This is a genomic window from Pseudoalteromonas sp. 11L1, assembly GCF_055397545.1.
In genome coordinates, this window is the sequence record NZ_AP041142.1 from 490,061 (window position 1) to 506,460 (window position 16,400).

Annotated in this window: 12 protein-coding genes; 8 read left to right on the plus strand and 4 right to left on the minus strand. The window is 41.4% G+C overall.

The features are described 5' to 3' along the window. Positions 1-177 precede the first annotated feature (177 nt). Positions 178-2,355, minus strand: a complete 2,178-nt coding sequence (locus ACZ5WS_RS17920; RefSeq protein ID WP_464711646.1) for a malate synthase G — start codon at positions 2,353-2,355, stop codon at positions 178-180. A gap of 238 nt (positions 2,356-2,593) precedes the next feature. On the opposite strand from ACZ5WS_RS17920, the gene ACZ5WS_RS17925 reads away from it, so the two are divergent. Next, positions 2,594-4,195 (plus strand): isocitrate lyase, encoded by a 1,602-nt coding sequence (locus ACZ5WS_RS17925; RefSeq protein ID WP_010388704.1) that lies wholly within the window; start codon positions 2,594-2,596, stop codon positions 4,193-4,195. A gap of 665 nt (positions 4,196-4,860) precedes the next feature. On the opposite strand, the gene ACZ5WS_RS17930 is transcribed toward ACZ5WS_RS17925, so the two are convergent. From ACZ5WS_RS17930 to ACZ5WS_RS17940, 3 genes are all read right to left on the minus strand, one after another. Then, positions 4,861-6,885 (minus strand): S9 family peptidase, encoded by a 2,025-nt coding sequence (locus ACZ5WS_RS17930; RefSeq protein ID WP_464711648.1) that lies wholly within the window; start codon positions 6,883-6,885, stop codon positions 4,861-4,863. A gap of 156 nt (positions 6,886-7,041) precedes the next feature. Next, positions 7,042-7,776: a 5-oxoprolinase subunit PxpA gene (locus ACZ5WS_RS17935; RefSeq protein ID WP_464711650.1), complete on the minus strand. Its 735-nt coding sequence runs from the start codon at positions 7,774-7,776 to the stop codon at positions 7,042-7,044. Position 7,777: 1 nt separating this feature from the next. Further along, positions 7,778-9,586: a glycoside hydrolase family 3 protein gene (locus ACZ5WS_RS17940; protein ID WP_464711651.1), complete on the minus strand. Its 1,809-nt coding sequence runs from the start codon at positions 9,584-9,586 to the stop codon at positions 7,778-7,780. Positions 9,587-9,898: 312 nt separating this feature from the next. Here ACZ5WS_RS17940 and ACZ5WS_RS17945 point away from each other — a divergent pair, with 312 nt between their 5' ends. The 7 genes from ACZ5WS_RS17945 (at position 9,899) to ACZ5WS_RS17975 (ending at position 16,396) form a co-directional block, all read left to right on the plus strand. Continuing rightward, a complete protein-coding gene (locus tag ACZ5WS_RS17945; protein ID WP_442960230.1) occupies positions 9,899-11,407 on the plus strand; it encodes a sensor domain-containing diguanylate cyclase in 1,509 nt (502 codons plus the stop codon). A gap of 79 nt (positions 11,408-11,486) precedes the next feature. Further along, positions 11,487-12,140, plus strand: a complete 654-nt coding sequence (locus ACZ5WS_RS17950; RefSeq protein WP_464711653.1) for a thermostable hemolysin — start codon at positions 11,487-11,489, stop codon at positions 12,138-12,140. Continuing rightward, positions 12,137-13,615 (plus strand): AMP-binding protein, encoded by a 1,479-nt coding sequence (locus ACZ5WS_RS17955; protein WP_464711655.1) that lies wholly within the window; start codon positions 12,137-12,139, stop codon positions 13,613-13,615. Before ACZ5WS_RS17950 ends, ACZ5WS_RS17955 begins: the two co-directional genes overlap by 4 nt. Beyond that, complete coding sequence (locus ACZ5WS_RS17960; RefSeq protein WP_076920016.1) at positions 13,608-14,297, plus strand: TenA family transcriptional regulator; 690 nt, start codon at positions 13,608-13,610, stop codon at positions 14,295-14,297. Before ACZ5WS_RS17955 ends, ACZ5WS_RS17960 begins: the two co-directional genes overlap by 8 nt. Beyond that, the gene (locus ACZ5WS_RS17965; protein ID WP_178957026.1) at positions 14,294-15,064 is read left to right on the plus strand and encodes an SDR family oxidoreductase; all 771 of its coding nucleotides are present in this window, start codon (positions 14,294-14,296) and stop codon (positions 15,062-15,064) included. The genes ACZ5WS_RS17960 and ACZ5WS_RS17965 overlap by 4 nt, the downstream gene beginning before the upstream one ends. A gap of 13 nt (positions 15,065-15,077) precedes the next feature. After that, positions 15,078-15,725 carry a tetratricopeptide repeat protein gene (locus ACZ5WS_RS17970; RefSeq protein WP_055011599.1) on the plus strand — a complete coding sequence of 216 codons (648 nt, stop codon included), beginning with the start codon at positions 15,078-15,080 and terminating at the stop codon, positions 15,723-15,725. Positions 15,726-15,736: 11 nt separating this feature from the next. Continuing rightward, complete coding sequence (locus ACZ5WS_RS17975) at positions 15,737-16,396, plus strand: response regulator (RefSeq protein ID WP_055011598.1); 660 nt, start codon at positions 15,737-15,739, stop codon at positions 16,394-16,396. Positions 16,397-16,400 lie beyond the last annotated feature (4 nt).

Sequence of the window (16,400 nt, forward strand, 5' to 3'; positions counted from 1 at the left end):
CCCGAAGGGCAGCGCCTGTTTGGCATTGATGCTGCGTTATCACCTATTTATGGGGAATAACCACACCACATAGGCTCTGCCTTGCCTAAATACCAAACAGACTGCTGCAAATTTAACCTTGAAAGGTCAACAGACCCTATTAAAGCTGATTTTTTTGTTTTTAGGTTAAGTTTTAAGTTAGTGCTGTGCTTTATATTTTAAGCGGTAGCTATGCAGTAGCGGCTCAGTATAACCGCTAGGTTGGCTAACGCCTTCAAATACTAGTGCCAAAGCCGCTTGGTAGGCAACACTTTTAGCCAGTGTTTGCTCATTAGTTGCAATGGGAATGTAAAGGCTGTCATGTTCATTTTGGCCATCAACAACCTTAGCCATTTTTGCCATCACTTTTTGTACTAGCTCTTTACTGCACACGCCATGATGCAGCCAGTTGGCGATATGCTGGCTTGAGATACGTAGAGTGGCTCTATCTTCCATTAAGCCAATATGGTTAATGTCAGGCACTTTAGAACAGCCTATTCCTTGATCAATCCAACGTACAACGTAACCTAAAATACCTTGCGCGTTATTTTCAAGCTCACTTTGAATATCTTCTTTTGACAGCGTTTCTGGGTTTGCCATTAGCGGGGGTGTTAATAAGCTTTCTAGGCTTGCTTTTTGACGTGTAGCAATGCTTTGCTGCAGGCTAAATACATCCACATCATGATAATGCATTGCGTGTAATGTAGCGGCAGTAGGAGAGGGCACCCAAGCGGTATTTGCGCCTGATTGAGGGTGCGCTATTTTTTGCTCCATCATCATCGCCATTTTATCGGGCATTGCCCACATACCTTTACCAATTTGCGCTTTGTGGCTTAAGCCACAGGCTAGGCCAATATCAACGTTACGATCTTCATAAGCGCTGATCCAAGGCTGTGCTTTAATAGCGGCTTTAGGCAGTACCACACCCGCTTGCATAGAGGTATGAATTTCATCACCGGTGCGGTCTAAAAAGCCGGTGTTAATAAATACAACACGCTCTTTAGCAGCATGAATACAGGCTTTTAAGTTAGCAGATGTACGACGCTCTTCGTCCATAATACCCATTTTTAGGGTGTTTTTAGGCAAGCTCAGCGCCTCTTCAACCATGCCAAATAAAGTGTTAGCAAATGCTACTTCATCAGGGCCATGCATTTTTGGCTTTACAATATTAATACTTTGCGCGGTTGAGTTTTGAATGGCATTTTTAGTGTTTAAATCGTGCAGTGCGGCTGTTGCGGTGAACATGGCATCCATAATTCCTTCAAACACATCATTACCACTTACATCGGTAATAGCAGGGTTTGTCATTAAATGCCCAACGTTACGCACAAACATCATACTGCGCCCTTTTAGGGTCAGTTTTTGGCCATCAAGGCCTGTATATTGGCGATCGGCTTGTAACGTACGGTCGACCATTTTGTCGCCTTTTCTAAACGTTTCAACCAAGTTGCCCTGCATTAGGCCCAACCAGTTTTTGTAAACTTGCACTTTATCTTCGGCATCAACTGCGGCAACTGAGTCTTCACAGTCCATAATGGTGGTCAGCGCTGCTTCAAGTACCACATCTTTTAGCCCAGCTTTATCTGCTTGGCCAATAGGGTGATGGTGGTCTATTTGCAGCTCAACATGTAATCCATTGTTTTTAAGTAAAATAACACTTGGGTTTTGTGCCTCACCTTGATAGCCAACGAGTTGTTCAGGGTTTTTAAGTGTAGTGTGCGAGCTGTCGCGTAATGTAATTGCAAGTGCGCCATCCACGATTGAATAATTAGTACTTTCGATGTGCGAGCCATTTTCAAGGGGTAGCGCCTTATCTAAAAATTGTCTGGCGTAGGCCATTACTTTAAAGCCGCGCACTGGGTTGTATTGAGTCCCTTTCTCTGCACCATCTTCCTCACTGAGTACGTCTGTACCGTATAGTGCATCGTATAGTGAACCCCAGCGTGCATTGGCAGCATTTAAAGCAAAGCGGGCATTACTAACTGGAACTACTAACTGTGGCCCTGCAGTCAACGCTATTTCTGGTTCTACATTTTGGGTTTCAATATTAAAGTTTTCAGGTTCATCAACTAAATAACCAATGTCTTTTAAAAAGGCTTGGTACTGGGCTTGATCAACGTTTTTATTAGCAACATGGTAGTCATCAATCTGCTTTTGTAATTGTTCTCGTTTAGCGAGTAGTGACTTGTTCAGCGGAGTAAGTGTTTGCACTATGTGGGCAAAGCTTTTCCAAAACTGGTGTTCGTCTAGATGAGTACCTGGTAATAGTTGTTTTTTAACAAATTCAGCTAGTTGCTTATCAACGCTGAGTCCAGAGTGGGTGAGAGTGTGGCTCATAATTAAAATCCTTAAACGGTCCGACAGAGTGCACTTTTTATGTGCGTACACTTACCATATCGCAAAAAAGTCGCTTTGAGTGCTTTTTGGCCATTCACTATATGTATAGCCGTAATAACAACTATAAATTTACTAAATCTAAAAAATAAGCCTAATGTTTAATTAAGCGCTACAGAGCTAACGCAATGTAGTCACTCTCTCAACAATAAATATTAATACCCGTTCGAAGGACTTTATTATGACAACATATCAAGGCGAAACAGATACACTAGCAACACTATGCCAATCACAAGGCAGTGCATGGAAAACTATTAATCCTGAATACGCAACTCGCATGCGTTTACAAAATCGTTTTCGCTCTGGTGTTGATATTGCACAATTTACTGCTGACATTATGCGTGAAGACATGGCTGCATACGACAAAGACACAAGCCAGTACACACAGTCTTTAGGTTGTTGGCATGGTTTTACTGCGCAACAAATGATGATGGCAATCAAACGTCACCAAAAAACAACTAAACGCAGTTACGTATATCTAAGCGGTTGGATGGTTGCAGCGCTTCGCTCTGAGTTTGGCCCACTTCCAGATCAAAGCATGCACGAAAAAACATCAGTACCAGCACTTATCGAAGAAATCTACACCTTCTTAAAGCAAGCTGATGCACGTGAACTTGACCATTTATTTAACGAGCTAGACGATGCAAAAGCAAACGGCGGCGACGTTCAAGCCGTGCTTAATAAAATTGATAACTTTGAAACGCACGTTGTACCAATCATTGCTGATATTGATGCAGGTTTTGGTAACGAAGAAGCGACTTATCTACTTGCTAAAAAGATGATTGAAGCCGGTGCTTGTGCTATCCAAATCGAAAACCAAGTATCAGACGCCAAGCAATGTGGTCACCAAGCAGGTAAAGTTACCGTTCCTCATGAAGATTTTTTAGCTAAAATTAATGCAGTACGTTACGCGTTTCTAGAGCTAGGTATTGATAACGGTATTATCGTTGCGCGTACCGATTCTCTAGGTGCAAGCCTAACGCAAAAAGTACCGGTTTCACAAAAACCAGGTGACTTAGCAAGCCAATACAATGCATTTTTAGAAACAACACCGGTAAACAGTGTTGATGATTTAAATGAAGGCGAAACGGCAATGAAGCTTAATGGCCAACTTTGTAAGCCTACACGCCTAGATAACGGTTTATACCAGTTCCGCGAAGGCACTGAGAAAGACCGCGTAGTACTAGATTGTGTAACTAGCTTACAGTCAGGCGCTGATTTACTGTGGATTGAAACAGAAAAACCACACGTAAAACAAATTGCAGAGCTGGTAAATCGCGTTAAAGAACAAGTTCCAGATGCTAAATTAGTATACAACAACTCACCGTCGTTCAACTGGACGCTTAAGTTCCGTGAGCAAGTATACCAAGAGTGGCAAGAAGCAGGTCGTGACCTTAGCGCTTACCCAAGTATTGATGACAACAAAGCGCTTATGGCTCCAGAAATGGATGCAACAGAGCTTGCAGCAGCCGCTGACTTATTAGTACAAAACTTCCAACGCGATGGCGCACGTGAAGCAGGTATTTTCCATCATCTAATCACATTGCCAACGTACCATACAGCGGCACTAAGCACAGATATTCTATCAGAAGGTTACTTCGGTGACTTAGGTATGCTGGCTTATGTACGTGACGTACAACGTCAAGAAATCCGTCGTGAGCAAGCGTCAGTTAAGCATCAAGACCTTGCAGGCTCTAACATTGGCGATACGCACAAAGAGTACTTCTCTGGAGAGAATGCACTTAAAGCCGGTGGTGAAGCTAACACCATGAACCAATTCTAATTCTACTAGATAGTGTTACTTAAGGGCCGCAAGGCCCTTTTTTTATGCCTGCATAAAAGCAAAATTTAATAGATCAGTATTTTACTAGCTATTTGGCTAGTGAGAGTTTTCACTGCAGTGCAGCTTAAAAGTATAAATAATTTTAAAGGATGTTTATGCTCGGCTGGGAGGGCTTTATGTTGATTACGCTTTGACACGTGTAAGCACAATAAATTAACCGTTTTTTGCCGTATACAGATCACGATTTAACTAGCTACTTAAAAAGCAGATCAGGTTTTAACTAACCAGGTTAAAAACAGCCATTATCTTCATTATAAAGGGTCGATTTGCCTTTCTAATCCTTAATTTGGTCACTTAAACGCTTAATTTAAAGATTTTTAACCGGGGTTTGGAAGGTAATAAACCGATTTTTTACTAACTGTTGCTGCTTATAAAACATTTTTTTACTAACTGAGGGCTTATAAACAGTGACTCAAACCGAATTTTTACTAACTCAGAGGAGCTGAGTTAGTATAAACCGAATTTTTACCAACTCAATTTGAAGCTAAGTCCGATATTTAGCTTAAGTATGTAAGGGATTACTCACATTATTGCTGTAAAGGGGGTTTACATTTGTGAGCTTCGAGCAACGAGCTTATATAGCTCGTCACTCATAACTCTACGTTTTACTTCGAATGCTTATCAAACCACCATTGAATGTAAGCCACTTTGGTCATTAAATTTGATGGACGGGCAGTTATACCATGTGAAGCGTTTGGAATGCGGACCATCGCGGTATCAACCCCTTGTAATTTTAAGGCTTGATAAAACTGCTCTGTTTCTGAAATTGGCGTACGGTAGTCTGCTTCACCAGTCAGTAACATGGTTGGGGTTTTAACATTGCCAACATAACTGATTGGTGAGCGCTTCATGTAATGCTCAATATGGTCCCAAGGTTTGCCCGGAAACCAATAATCGGCAAAAAATGGATAGAAGTCGGCAGTTAGTACAAAGCTGATCCAATTAATCACAGGCTTAGCAACAACAGCTGCAGCAAAGCGATCTGTATGGCCTACAATCCATGCGGTTAATACACCACCGCCAGAGCCACCGGTAACGAACAGCTTAGACTCATCAATAAAACCTTTATCAATTAGCGCGTCAACACCTGTCATTAAATCATCGTAATCATTGCTTGGATAATTATGGTGAATGGTTTGTGCAAACTCTTTACCGTACGAGTCACTGCCTCGAGGATTCATGTATAAAACGACATTTCCTTTAGCGGCAAATAGTTGTACTTCGGCACTAAAGTGAGGGCCATAGTTAGCAACAGGGCCACCGTGAATTTCAAGCACCAGTGGGTATTTTTTTGATTTATCAAAACCCGGCGGGTAAGCAACCCAGGCTTGTATTGGCAACTCATCATGGCTTGATTTTAACCATAACTCTTCAACCTTGGCGAGCTGTTTAGTTTGTAGTGCATCTGAGTTTAAATCGGTTAAACGCTTTACTGTACCTCTTTTTATTGTAGCTACATCAGCAGGGCGCTGGGTATCAGCCAGTGTAAACGCAATGTCACCATTTTCACTAATATCAAAATCACCACCAGAATAAGGGCGGCCAAACGCCACGCTACCTATTTGTTCGGTAATCACCTTACGTTTACCACTTCGCGGTTGATAAGCGAGTGCGGTTTGGCCTTCATCGGCATAGCTAAAATAGAGGCCTTTTGAATTTGCGCTCCATTGTATTTGGCCAACGCTGCGATCGAAATCGCTAGTCAGACTTTGGGTATCACCGGTTTTTAAATCACGAATATAAAGCTGAGTATTTTCATAGTTAGTGCGCTTGTCATCGTAGCCAGTATAAGCAAGGTACTGACCGTTAGGTGAGACCTGAGGTTGTTGATCTGGTCCATTACGGTCGGTCAGTGCGATGATCTCTAACGTGTTTAAATTAAGCTGGTACACTTCACTATTGGTTGGCTTGAGTGCATTTTCAGCGTGTCTATTGGCTGAGAAATAAAGTAATTCGCCGTTTTTACTAAAGCTTACACCGCCATTATAATCAAAGTTATCGTTAGTGAGTTGTTGTGCATTGCCGCCATTCGCATTAAGAGTAAATAGCTGATTAAATCCTTTTTGACTATAGCCTCTGCCATCTGCACGGTAGTAAACATCGTCAATAAATTTAGCAGGGTCTGCCCAGCTAGCGCCTTTAGGTTTACCTGGTAAACTGACAGGTGGTGAGCTTATTTCAGGAACAAACATACTAAACACCAGTTGTTTAGAATTAGGTGACCAGGTGATTGAGCGAGGTGCATTAGTAAGATTACTAATTTTTGCCACAGCACCCGTTTTTAGCCACTTCATGTATATTTGATTACTGCCATCTCTGTTAGAGATAAATGCAAGGCGCTGTCCATCGGGTGACAACACAGGCGAGTAGTCCATAAATACACCTGATGTTAAGGGCTGTAGTTGTTCAGTGTTGTAATCAACAGACCAAATATTACCGACTTTGCGATCGGTTTTAATATCCATGCGGTTGCGGACAAAATACACTGTTTTACCGTCGTCAGTAATATCTATTTGGTTGGCATATTCTAAGTTGAATATATCTTGAAGTTGCAATGTGTGTGTATTGTCGTTTGCGCTGGCAAAATGGCTTGCGCTAAATATAAAACTAAGTGCTAAAAACTGTTTCATCATTAATCCCTGTTGTTAACTTATGTACAGTTATAAGTGAGGGATTATTAAATTAACAGCACAATGCGATGAAGCCCATAATTAACTCTATGAGCATTAATTCAATGAGGTTACAAAGGCTGTAAAGGGGGTTTACAGCTTAATCTGTGTACGGCTTTAGTTATTGGTTGAACAAAGCGCTTTTATCTCTTCAATAATTGCAATGCCTTGGGGATTATCGCCATGCACACAAATGCTGTCAGCAACCAGTTTCAACGATTTTCCAGATTGAGTAGTCACACTGTTACTGGCTAAAAGCTGCTTAACCTGAGCTAATAATGCGTCTTTGTTATGCACACTGCCGGCTATATTTCGTGATACTAAGTGCCCTTGGTCAGTGTACTGCCTGTCTGCGAACGCTTCTAATATCAGTGTGAGCCCAAGGTGGCGAGCCATTGTTTGATGTAGCTTGGCATCGGCTGTGGCGAGTATCATTAACTTTAAGTTTGCAGGGTAACTGGCAACTGCACCCATAACAGTGGTGAGTAGTTGCTGGTTTGTCATCATGTCGTTATATAACGCACCATGGGGTTTTACATAGCTAAGGGTTAGCCCTTGTACTTTTGCCATGCCATCAAGGGCGGCTATTTGATAGTGCAAACATTGAGTGAGCTCAGCCACGCTCATGCTCATTGAACGCCTACCAAATCCTTGTTTATCGGGGTAGCTTGGGTGAGCGCCAATCATAACATTATGTTGTTTAGCCAGCTTTAGGGTATGCGCGATTACACTCGAATCACCTGCATGAAAGCCACAAGCAATATTTGCCATATCAATATGGGGCATAACATCGTTATCAAGGCCCATTTGCCATGCGCCAAAGCTCTCGCCTAAATCACAATTAAGTTTCATATTAATGGCTCTTAGATTGTTTAATTGTTACCGGTAATTGGCCTTTGACTGGAGCTTGGCCTAATAATACTTTCGCCAGTGCAGTAAAGGCAGGCCCAGACACCAGCTCGTTTTTATCCACATCAATATTATAAGCATAGGAAGCAAGCACTGCATCAGCATAGTGACCAAATTGCGCAATGTCATACGGTGCACGTAAACTAATAAATACCGTGGGAGTGTGTTGTTTAGCCATTTTTAGTAATGACTCAAGCGCTTTAGGTTGCTCTGCGTTATTTAAGGCAAAGTTTGGGTTATCGGCTAAGTCATCCATACCGCCAATTTCCACTGCACTTTGGTTCGGCGTTGCATTGCCAGCAATAACAATACTTGCTTGGTTTATGTTGCGCTGCGCTTCACCTGGATCAAAGCCCTGTAAGCTGCTGCAACTAAAACTGAGTGGTTGTGAACTTAACGCACTAATTGCTTGTTGCATTGCCATGCACTTGCGGGTGTCAGGCATAATAATATGAATATGCTTATCAGCGCCAAGTTTAAGCGGCAAAGTATTATTGTTATTTCTTATTTGGGTAATTGCCGCTAATGCCAGAGATGCTTCTAATTCACGATGTGCTTTATTACCAATAATGTGTTTGGCATTTGCCAATGCATTAATGGGGTTAGGTAAAGCGTTTAATTTAAATTGATGTTTAAGTGAGGTAATTCGCTGCGTCGAATGGGCAATTTCGTCTGCGTCTAGTTGCTCTGTTTTAACAGCACTGACTAAAGAGTCAATGAGCGCATCGAGTTTATTTATATCCTCAGGCGTTCTAATTTCTATTGGCATTAGCGCAATATCAACTCCAGCTGCAAAAGTGTTTACAACTGCTTGTGTAGGGCTGAAAAAATGGCTAATACCAGCCATATCCAGTGCATCGGTTACCACTACGCCTTGATAGTTCAGTTCATCGCGAAGGATATCGGTCATGATTTTACGCGACATGGTCGCGGGTTTAATCATTTGCTTACCGTCTACATTGGTTAATGTACTGCTATCAAGCTCAGGGTATTGAATATGCGCGGTCATTATCATCCCAGGACTATGCTGCTCAATAATCTGTTTAAACGGCGCTAAATCTTGAGCGTAAATGACTTCTTTTGAATGCATCACTTTAGGTAAGCCTGTATGGCTATCTACATTGGTATCGCCATGTCCTGGAAAGTGTTTTATAGCGCTAATTATACCGTTTTTTTCAAACTCAATAACTTGTGCTGCACCCATTGCCGCAACTTCATCAGGGCTTTCACTAAAAGAGCGTACATTAATAACTGGATTGTCAGGGTTCATATTTACATCAACCGTTGGCGCATAATTTACATTAATGCCAAGCACTGAGAGTTCAGTGGCCAGTATATTTGCCGTTTGGGTTGCGAAATACGTACCGTGCTCAGGGTAAGTTGCGCCAATTGACATATTACCGGTAAATGAGGTGGCCACATCGCGAGGTAAACGAGCTACGCGTCCGCCTTCTTGGTCAATAGAAATAAACAGTGGTAGGCCTGACTTAGATTTAGATGCAGCTTGTTGTAGCTGCTGATTAAGGTTAATAATTTGTTCTATGTTTTGGGTGTTTTCAGAAAATAAAATCACCCCGCCAATATCATAACGACTAATTGCTTTTGCTAATTCATCGGGCAATTCAGTTAATGGCGTTCTGCAGCGTTGGCTACTGCCTTGCTGACAAAAATAGCGTAAATCGAGCATAAGCTTTTGCCCTAGTTGCTGCTTAAGTGACAGCGCAGAATCGGCAAAAGAAGATTTTATTGGCATGAAACATCCGATTAAAAAAAGAGAAGACGATAACAAGTACTTATTTAGCAACACACACCTCAAGGCTAAATAAAAATAAAGTGCATGCAGCTTAACTATTATTGAGCTTAACTGCAAAACCCAGCAAATATAAATCGTATGATTTAATCATCCTTAAAATCACAAAAATTAGGTCACTTAGTTCTATTTATGTATTATATTAATGATGTATGCAGTGCATAGCAGTCGTTTTTATTTGCTTAGGATGATATTAAGTTGCGTTTTCGATTACCATTTACTTTTAAACTTAGGCAATTAATTCTTTTGTTAGCTATGCCCGCTGCAGCTGCTATTTTGTTTAGTGGTTTATATATTAGTTATCAAGTCCAAAAAGAACGGGTAATAGAAGATACCCTGCAAAGTAATCATGTATTTGCCAGTAAGTTAGCCTCAGCAACTGAGCACTTTTTAACAGCAGCAATGCAGCAACTTGAGTTTTCAGCCAGTATTATTGCTGAAGATATTACCAACACTGAGTTACTCCAAGCTGAAACCGACCGGCTTTTAAATCAGACGCATAGCTTTAATTCGGTGGCAATTAACATGCAAGGTGTTGTTAAAGCAGCCTCACCTGTGTCTTTAAATATTATTAATAAAACGGTTAATTCAGTCCATTCTAAGCAGGCTCTTAAATCGCAGCAGCCGCAGGTTAGTCTGCCTTATATTTCGCTGGCTAATAATTTAATTATTGTTGTCTCCTATCCTCTGTTTGATCTGGCAGGGAATTATTATGGTTATATTGGCGGTAGCTTCTATTTAGAGCAGCAGAGTATTTTAAATGCTTTGTTAAAACAACATAGTTACGATGGCGGGGCGTACTTTTATGTGGTCGCTGATAATAAAACCTTACTTTATCACCCTGATTCTAAGCGCATTGGCAAGCAAGTATTTAATAACCCAGTTATAGAGCGAGTTTTGCAAGGTGAAGATGGATTCACTCGAGTTATAAATAGCCAAGGAGTGGCTATGCTGGCCGGGTTTTCCCACGTAGGACTTGCTAATTGGGGGATTGTTGCCCAGCGAAGTGAAGCGGCAACCCTTGCTACGCTTGATACTTTTCAAGGGCAGGTGCTTAAGCGAATGTTGCCCATAGTAATCATTACTTTTTTATTAATTGCTATGCTAGCTCACTATATTGCTAAGCCATTAAGACTGTTAGCCGATAGCGCTAATTTATCGACCGATAAGAAAAACGTAGATCATCTTAAAAGTATTAAGTCTTGGTACTTCGAAAGTAACCAGCTTAAACACGCGATGTTAGAAGGGATTCATGTTTTGCAATCGCAAATGGGACAATTACGTCAAGATGCACTTACCGATCCGCTAACTGGCGCGCATAATAGGCGGGGCTTAAACATATTGCTTGAAAACCTAATGGATAAGCAGATCCCGTTTGCAGTGCTTGAAATTGATATCGACTTCTTTAAACAGGTTAATGATACATTTGGCCATGATACGGGTGATGAAGTACTAAAAACCCTTACTCGTATTATACAATCGTTATCGCGCAAGCATGATATTGTGTCACGCACTGGTGGAGAAGAGTTTTTACTGGTATTACCTAACGAAAATAATGATAGTGCGTTTGTTATCGCTGAGCGTTTACGTAACCAAGTAGCCACCACATCAATGGCAAAAGTAGGCTATATAAATGTATCTATTGGTATCGCTACTTGGCCACAGCATAGCGATGATATCGATCAAGTATATAAATGCGCTGACAAAGCGCTCTATCACGCGAAGGAAACGGGCCGTAATAAAACCGTGATAGCCAATTTTTAAAAAAATTAACTTACCTTAAGTTTTATTTAAGTTTCGCCTATTAAATTCTACCTATAGATTTAATACAGGCGATGCTTTTATGCAACTAGCTCAACAACAGCCATCATTAGCACTTTTTCAGCCGTTCACACAGTTTGTGAGCGCAAGAGAATGTGATGAACACCGTCAGCGCCTTGAAGATACAGTAAAACAAGGCTTTTTCACTGCGTATAATGCAAGCCTAACCTCATTTATGCCATTACTCTGTCAGTATAAAACTGTGCAAGGGCATTGCACATTAGGGCTCAGAAACGCTACTTCCCCTTTATTCATTGAACAATATTTAGCTGCGGCCATTGAACAATTTTTACCACTATGCACACCGCGAAATAAGGTGTTTGAGCTAGGTAACCTTTGCTCAACACATCGTAAAGCCACGCTATCTCATTTTATTATTGTAAATGAAGCTTTGCGCGGCTTTGGCGCGAGCTACTTAGTGTTTTGCGCTACCAAAAAAGTACGCGCCTTACTGCGCCTACTAGGTGTTACCTGCAACGAAATTGCACTGGCTAATAGCACTGTAGTAGATCAGCCAAAGAGCTGGGGTAGCTATTATGAGAATCAGCCTACGGTGTGCATTGTTAATTTAGCACAGGCACATCAGCAAGTACTTAATACGCCTATGCTACGTGACATTAAACAACAAAATGCAAATGCAATTACCACATTAATTAATGCGCTGGAGACTATATGAGCATGTTAAATAGCTTGAATGACTTAGCTACTCAGTCAATGGTTGTCGCGCATTTTGCGAATCAAACACAGCAGTTAACAGGTACTGAAGTGCTTCAAGAAATTAATAAAGTAGCGGAAATTTTTGCAAACTCAGATGCTAACGCAATTGCATTTCAACTTGATAATACTCCCGCTTGGTTGGTGCTCGATGCTGCGACAAATGTTGCTAATAAAGTAGCAATACCAATTGCCCATTTTTTTAGTCAACAACAAACGCAATATGTACTGGCACAGTGTGGCGCACAGCTGTTTATAAGTGATATGCCAAGGCTTTCTTTGGGGGCCCATACATTGTCTATTACTTTGTTTGAACATTACACCTTGTATATTTATCAGCTCAAGCTTAATGAACCGATTAATTACTTTGAGGGCACTCAAAAAATCACATTTACTTCCGGTTCTACTGGCGAGCCAAAAGGGGTGTGCTTATCAACACAAAGCCAGATGCAGGTGGCTCAGTCATTATGTGAGCAAATAAATATAAGTAAACCAACTCACTTATGTTTACTGCCACTACCTGTATTGCTTGAAAATATTGCAGGTATTTATGCGCCTTTGTTAAGTGGCGGTTGTGTACATTTAATGCCATTAAACGAATTAGGTTTTGTTGGCTCAGGGTTAAAAAACCCTAACAAACTCATTAGCGCAATCGATAGTGTAAAACCTAACACCCTTATTTTAGTGCCTGAGTTATTAACGTGTTTAGTTGCCTTTGCAAAACAAGGCTGGCAGCCACCAAAGTCACTTAAGTTTATTGCTGTTGGCGGAGCACGGGTTAGTGAATCTTTAATTTTAACTGCACGAGAATATAACCTACCGGTTTATCAAGGTTATGGTTTGTCTGAGGCTGCTTCAGTAGTGAGTTTAAACACCCCCAACTATGACGATATAAATAGTGCTGGTGAAGTGCTAGGGCACGTTGAAACGAAAGTTGAAAATGGTGAGTTATTTATTAAAGGAGCGTTATTTTTAGGGTATTTAAATCAAGCGCCGCATAACCCAAATACCTGGTACGCCACTGGCGACTTAGTATCTAAGCGTAATAATAAGCTGTACATAAAAGGGCGAGTAAAAAATCTGATCATCACCAGTATGGGGCGTAATGTTAGCGCCGAATGGCCTGAATCATTAATTTTAAGCCAAAGTGCGATACAGCAAGCGGTGGTGTTTGGTGAAAGCCAGCCATTTTTAAGCGCGCTTATTTATGCGGCTCCCAAGTTTAGTGATGAGCAATTAAAAGCACATTTAAAAACAGTAAACCAGCAACTTCCTGACTACGCACAGATTAAAAAGTGGCATCGTTTGGCCCAACCTTTAAACGAGCAGCAAGGATTATTAACCGCTAATAATCGCCCTAAACGAGCGGCAATTAGCCAGCACTACAGCCCTATTTTTGAACAGTTTTACCGACTTGGAGAAGTGATCCATGAGTGATTTTTTTAATACATTAAAAGCACAAACTCAAAACGAGCGTGAGTACTTATTAGCTGCGCCAATTATACAGCGTGTATTTAACGGACAAGCCACGCTTGAAGAGTATGCCTCGTTTTTAGCGCAGGCTTATCATCATGTAAAACACACTGTTCCTTTAATGATGTCACTTGGCGCACGTTTAACTGATGAGCAAGAATGGTTACGTGAAGCGGTAGCTGAATATATTGAAGAAGAAATTGGTCATCAAGAGTGGGTGCTAAACGACATTGCAGCCTGTGGGTTTGATAAAGAAAGTGTGCGTCATAGTCAGCCACAATTCGCCACTGAAATGATGGTGTCGTATGCCTACGATAGTATTGCACGTAAAAATCCGCTTAGCTTTTTTGGCATGGTGCACGTATTAGAGGGGACCTCAATTGCGCTTGCTGATGGAGCCGCATCAAACATAGCAAATGCAGTAGGACTTCCTAAAAAAGCGTTTAGCTATTTAACCTCTCACGGCGCGCTTGATATAGAGCATGTTAAGTTTTTTGAAAACTTAATGAATCAAATTACAGACGAGGCGGATCAGCAGGCTATCTTACATGGCGCAAAATGTTTTTACCGTTTGTACGGCGATATCTTTCGCGCTTTAGACGACGAGCCGTTTTTTAAAGCATCAGCACAAGAGCAACACGCATGAATACCGGCTTATGTGTATTAACTGGTGCGACAGGTGGAATTGGTCAAGCCATTGCCAAAACACTACACGGCCAAGGTTGGCAACTACTCTTGGTGGGGCGAAATAGTGATGCCCTCAATACGCTAAGTAGTCAATGTCCCGGTAGTATAGTTTTTGTGGGGGACTTAACGATTGCCGAAAACATGTTGGCACTCGCCATTAAAGCCAAAAAATTAGGGGGCGCTAAGTTACTCATAAACAATGCAGGCATTAATGTAATGCAAAGCTTAAGTGCATCGAGTAGTGAGCAAATTGATAATCTACTGAGCACTAACTTAGCCGTCCCTATGAAATTATGTCAGCTGTTTTTAGCGCAATTGCATGCGAATAAAGGCTCCATAGTTAATGTTGGGTCGTCATTTGGCAGCATAGGTTACCCGTATCAAACACTTTACTGTGCTAGTAAGTTCGGTTTACGTGGTTTTAGCGAAGCGCTATCACGAGAGCTTTCAGACACACCCGTTAAAGTTAGTTATTTAGCACCAAGAGCAACCGATACAGATATTAATGATGCACAAATACGAGCAATGAATAAGGCGCTTGGTAATCAAATGGACTCCCCGCAGTTGGTAGCTGATGAGTTAGTTGCGTTATTAAACTCAAATAAAACCAGACGATTTATTGGTTTTCCTGAGAAACTTTTTGCACGTATCAATGGCGTTTTTCCACGTATTGTGGATAACGCAATTGCTAAACAGCTCCCTAAAATAAAACAGTTTTTAGGTTAATAGAGGATTTATTATGAAAAAATTTACTTTAGTAGCTTATTTAAGCATTGTTAGTGTGTTTTCATCGCCGGTATTTGCAGACGAACAAAGCGATTTACTCGCTATTCAACAGCAGTGGGCGGTCGCTAATTATGAGCTTAAAGATGATGCACAAATCAAAGCCTTTACTCAACTAAGTGAGCAAAGTGCTCAATTTATTGAAAGCTACCCTGATTCAGCAAATAGCTATACGTGGAACGGCATTGTACTGGCCAGTTTTGCTGGCGCAAAGGGCGGGTTAGGGGCGCTGGGCTATGCTAAAGATGCAAAAGCGTCATTAGAGCAAGCCCTTAAAATAGACGACAGTGCTTTAGGTGGCTCAGCGTATGCCAGCCTAGCAACCTTATACAGTAAAGTACCGGGGTGGCCTATTGGTTTTGGTGATGATGACACCGCCGACAAATTTTTTAAGCAAGCGCTCGCTTTTAACAAAAAAGGCATTGATACTAACTACTTGTATGGTGAGTTTTTATATGACGAACGTGAATATGAGCAAGCTAAAGCCCATTTGTTAGTTGCGCAAGCAGCAGGTATTCGTGATACTCGTGCTAAAGCTGATAAATATCGTCAACAAGCAATTAGCTCTTTATTAGCTAAAGTAGATAAAAAACTAAAGAGATAACAAAATAAACAATGCATTTATTATTAGTTGAAGATGATCATCTTGTGGCGCAAGGGCTTTGCCGCTCATTGCGCCAAGAAGGCTACAGTGTAGAGCATAGCGCAACGGTTAAGCATGCATTGCAATGCTTAGGCAGTGGTGAAATAGAGTTGGTTATACTTGACCTAGGTTTACCCGATGGTGATGGTTCACAAATTCTAAAGCACATAAAAGCGCAAAAAAAAGTGATTCCGGTGGTGATACTAACTGCACGAAGTAGCATAGATGACAAGGTGCAAGGGCTTGATATGGGCGCTGATGATTATTTAGCTAAGCCATTTGAACCAGCCGAATTATTTGCTCGTTTGCGCGTAGCGAGCCGACGAGTAAATCAAGCTCAGTCGAGTTTATTACAGTGTGGTGAAGTGACTATGGACACGTCAGCGCATAGTGTCACACTCAGCAATGAGCTGCTTTCTCTGCCACGAAAAGAATACATGCTGCTAAAGGCACTATTGGAAAACCAAGGTCGCGTGCAATCTAAACAGCAGTTAGAGAACAAGCTGTACCAGTGGGGTGAAGAGGTTGGCTCTAACACCATTGAAGTGCATATTCATCACCTACGAAAAAAATTCCCCAGCGATTTTATTAAAACTCTCCGTGGTATTGGTTATGTCGTGGGGAAGAGATAGTTCA

Bases quoted from the DNA above. Each gene is read 5' to 3' on its own strand.
- ACZ5WS_RS17935 (WP_464711650.1), bottom strand. From the start codon at position 7,776: ATGAAACTTAATTGTGATTTAGGCGAGAGCTTTGGCGCATGGCAAATG.
- ACZ5WS_RS17940 (WP_464711651.1), bottom strand. From the start codon at position 9,586: ATGCCAATAAAATCTTCTTTTGCCGATTCTGCGCTGTCACTTAAGCAG.
- ACZ5WS_RS17955 (WP_464711655.1), top strand. From the start codon at position 12,137: ATGAGCATGTTAAATAGCTTGAATGACTTAGCTACTCAGTCAATGGTT.
- ACZ5WS_RS17925 (WP_010388704.1), top strand. From the start codon at position 2,594: ATGACAACATATCAAGGCGAAACAGATACACTAGCAACACTATGCCAA.
- ACZ5WS_RS17965 (WP_178957026.1), top strand. From the start codon at position 14,294: ATGAATACCGGCTTATGTGTATTAACTGGTGCGACAGGTGGAATTGGT.
- ACZ5WS_RS17960 (WP_076920016.1), top strand. From the start codon at position 13,608: ATGAGTGATTTTTTTAATACATTAAAAGCACAAACTCAAAACGAGCGT.
- ACZ5WS_RS17950 (WP_464711653.1), top strand. From the start codon at position 11,487: ATGCAACTAGCTCAACAACAGCCATCATTAGCACTTTTTCAGCCGTTC.
- ACZ5WS_RS17930 (WP_464711648.1), bottom strand. From the start codon at position 6,885: ATGAAACAGTTTTTAGCACTTAGTTTTATATTTAGCGCAAGCCATTTT.
- ACZ5WS_RS17920 (WP_464711646.1), bottom strand. From the start codon at position 2,355: ATGAGCCACACTCTCACCCACTCTGGACTCAGCGTTGATAAGCAACTA.
- ACZ5WS_RS17945 (WP_442960230.1), top strand. From the start codon at position 9,899: ATGCCCGCTGCAGCTGCTATTTTGTTTAGTGGTTTATATATTAGTTAT.
- ACZ5WS_RS17975 (WP_055011598.1), top strand. From the start codon at position 15,737: ATGCATTTATTATTAGTTGAAGATGATCATCTTGTGGCGCAAGGGCTT.
- ACZ5WS_RS17970 (WP_055011599.1), top strand. From the start codon at position 15,078: ATGAAAAAATTTACTTTAGTAGCTTATTTAAGCATTGTTAGTGTGTTT.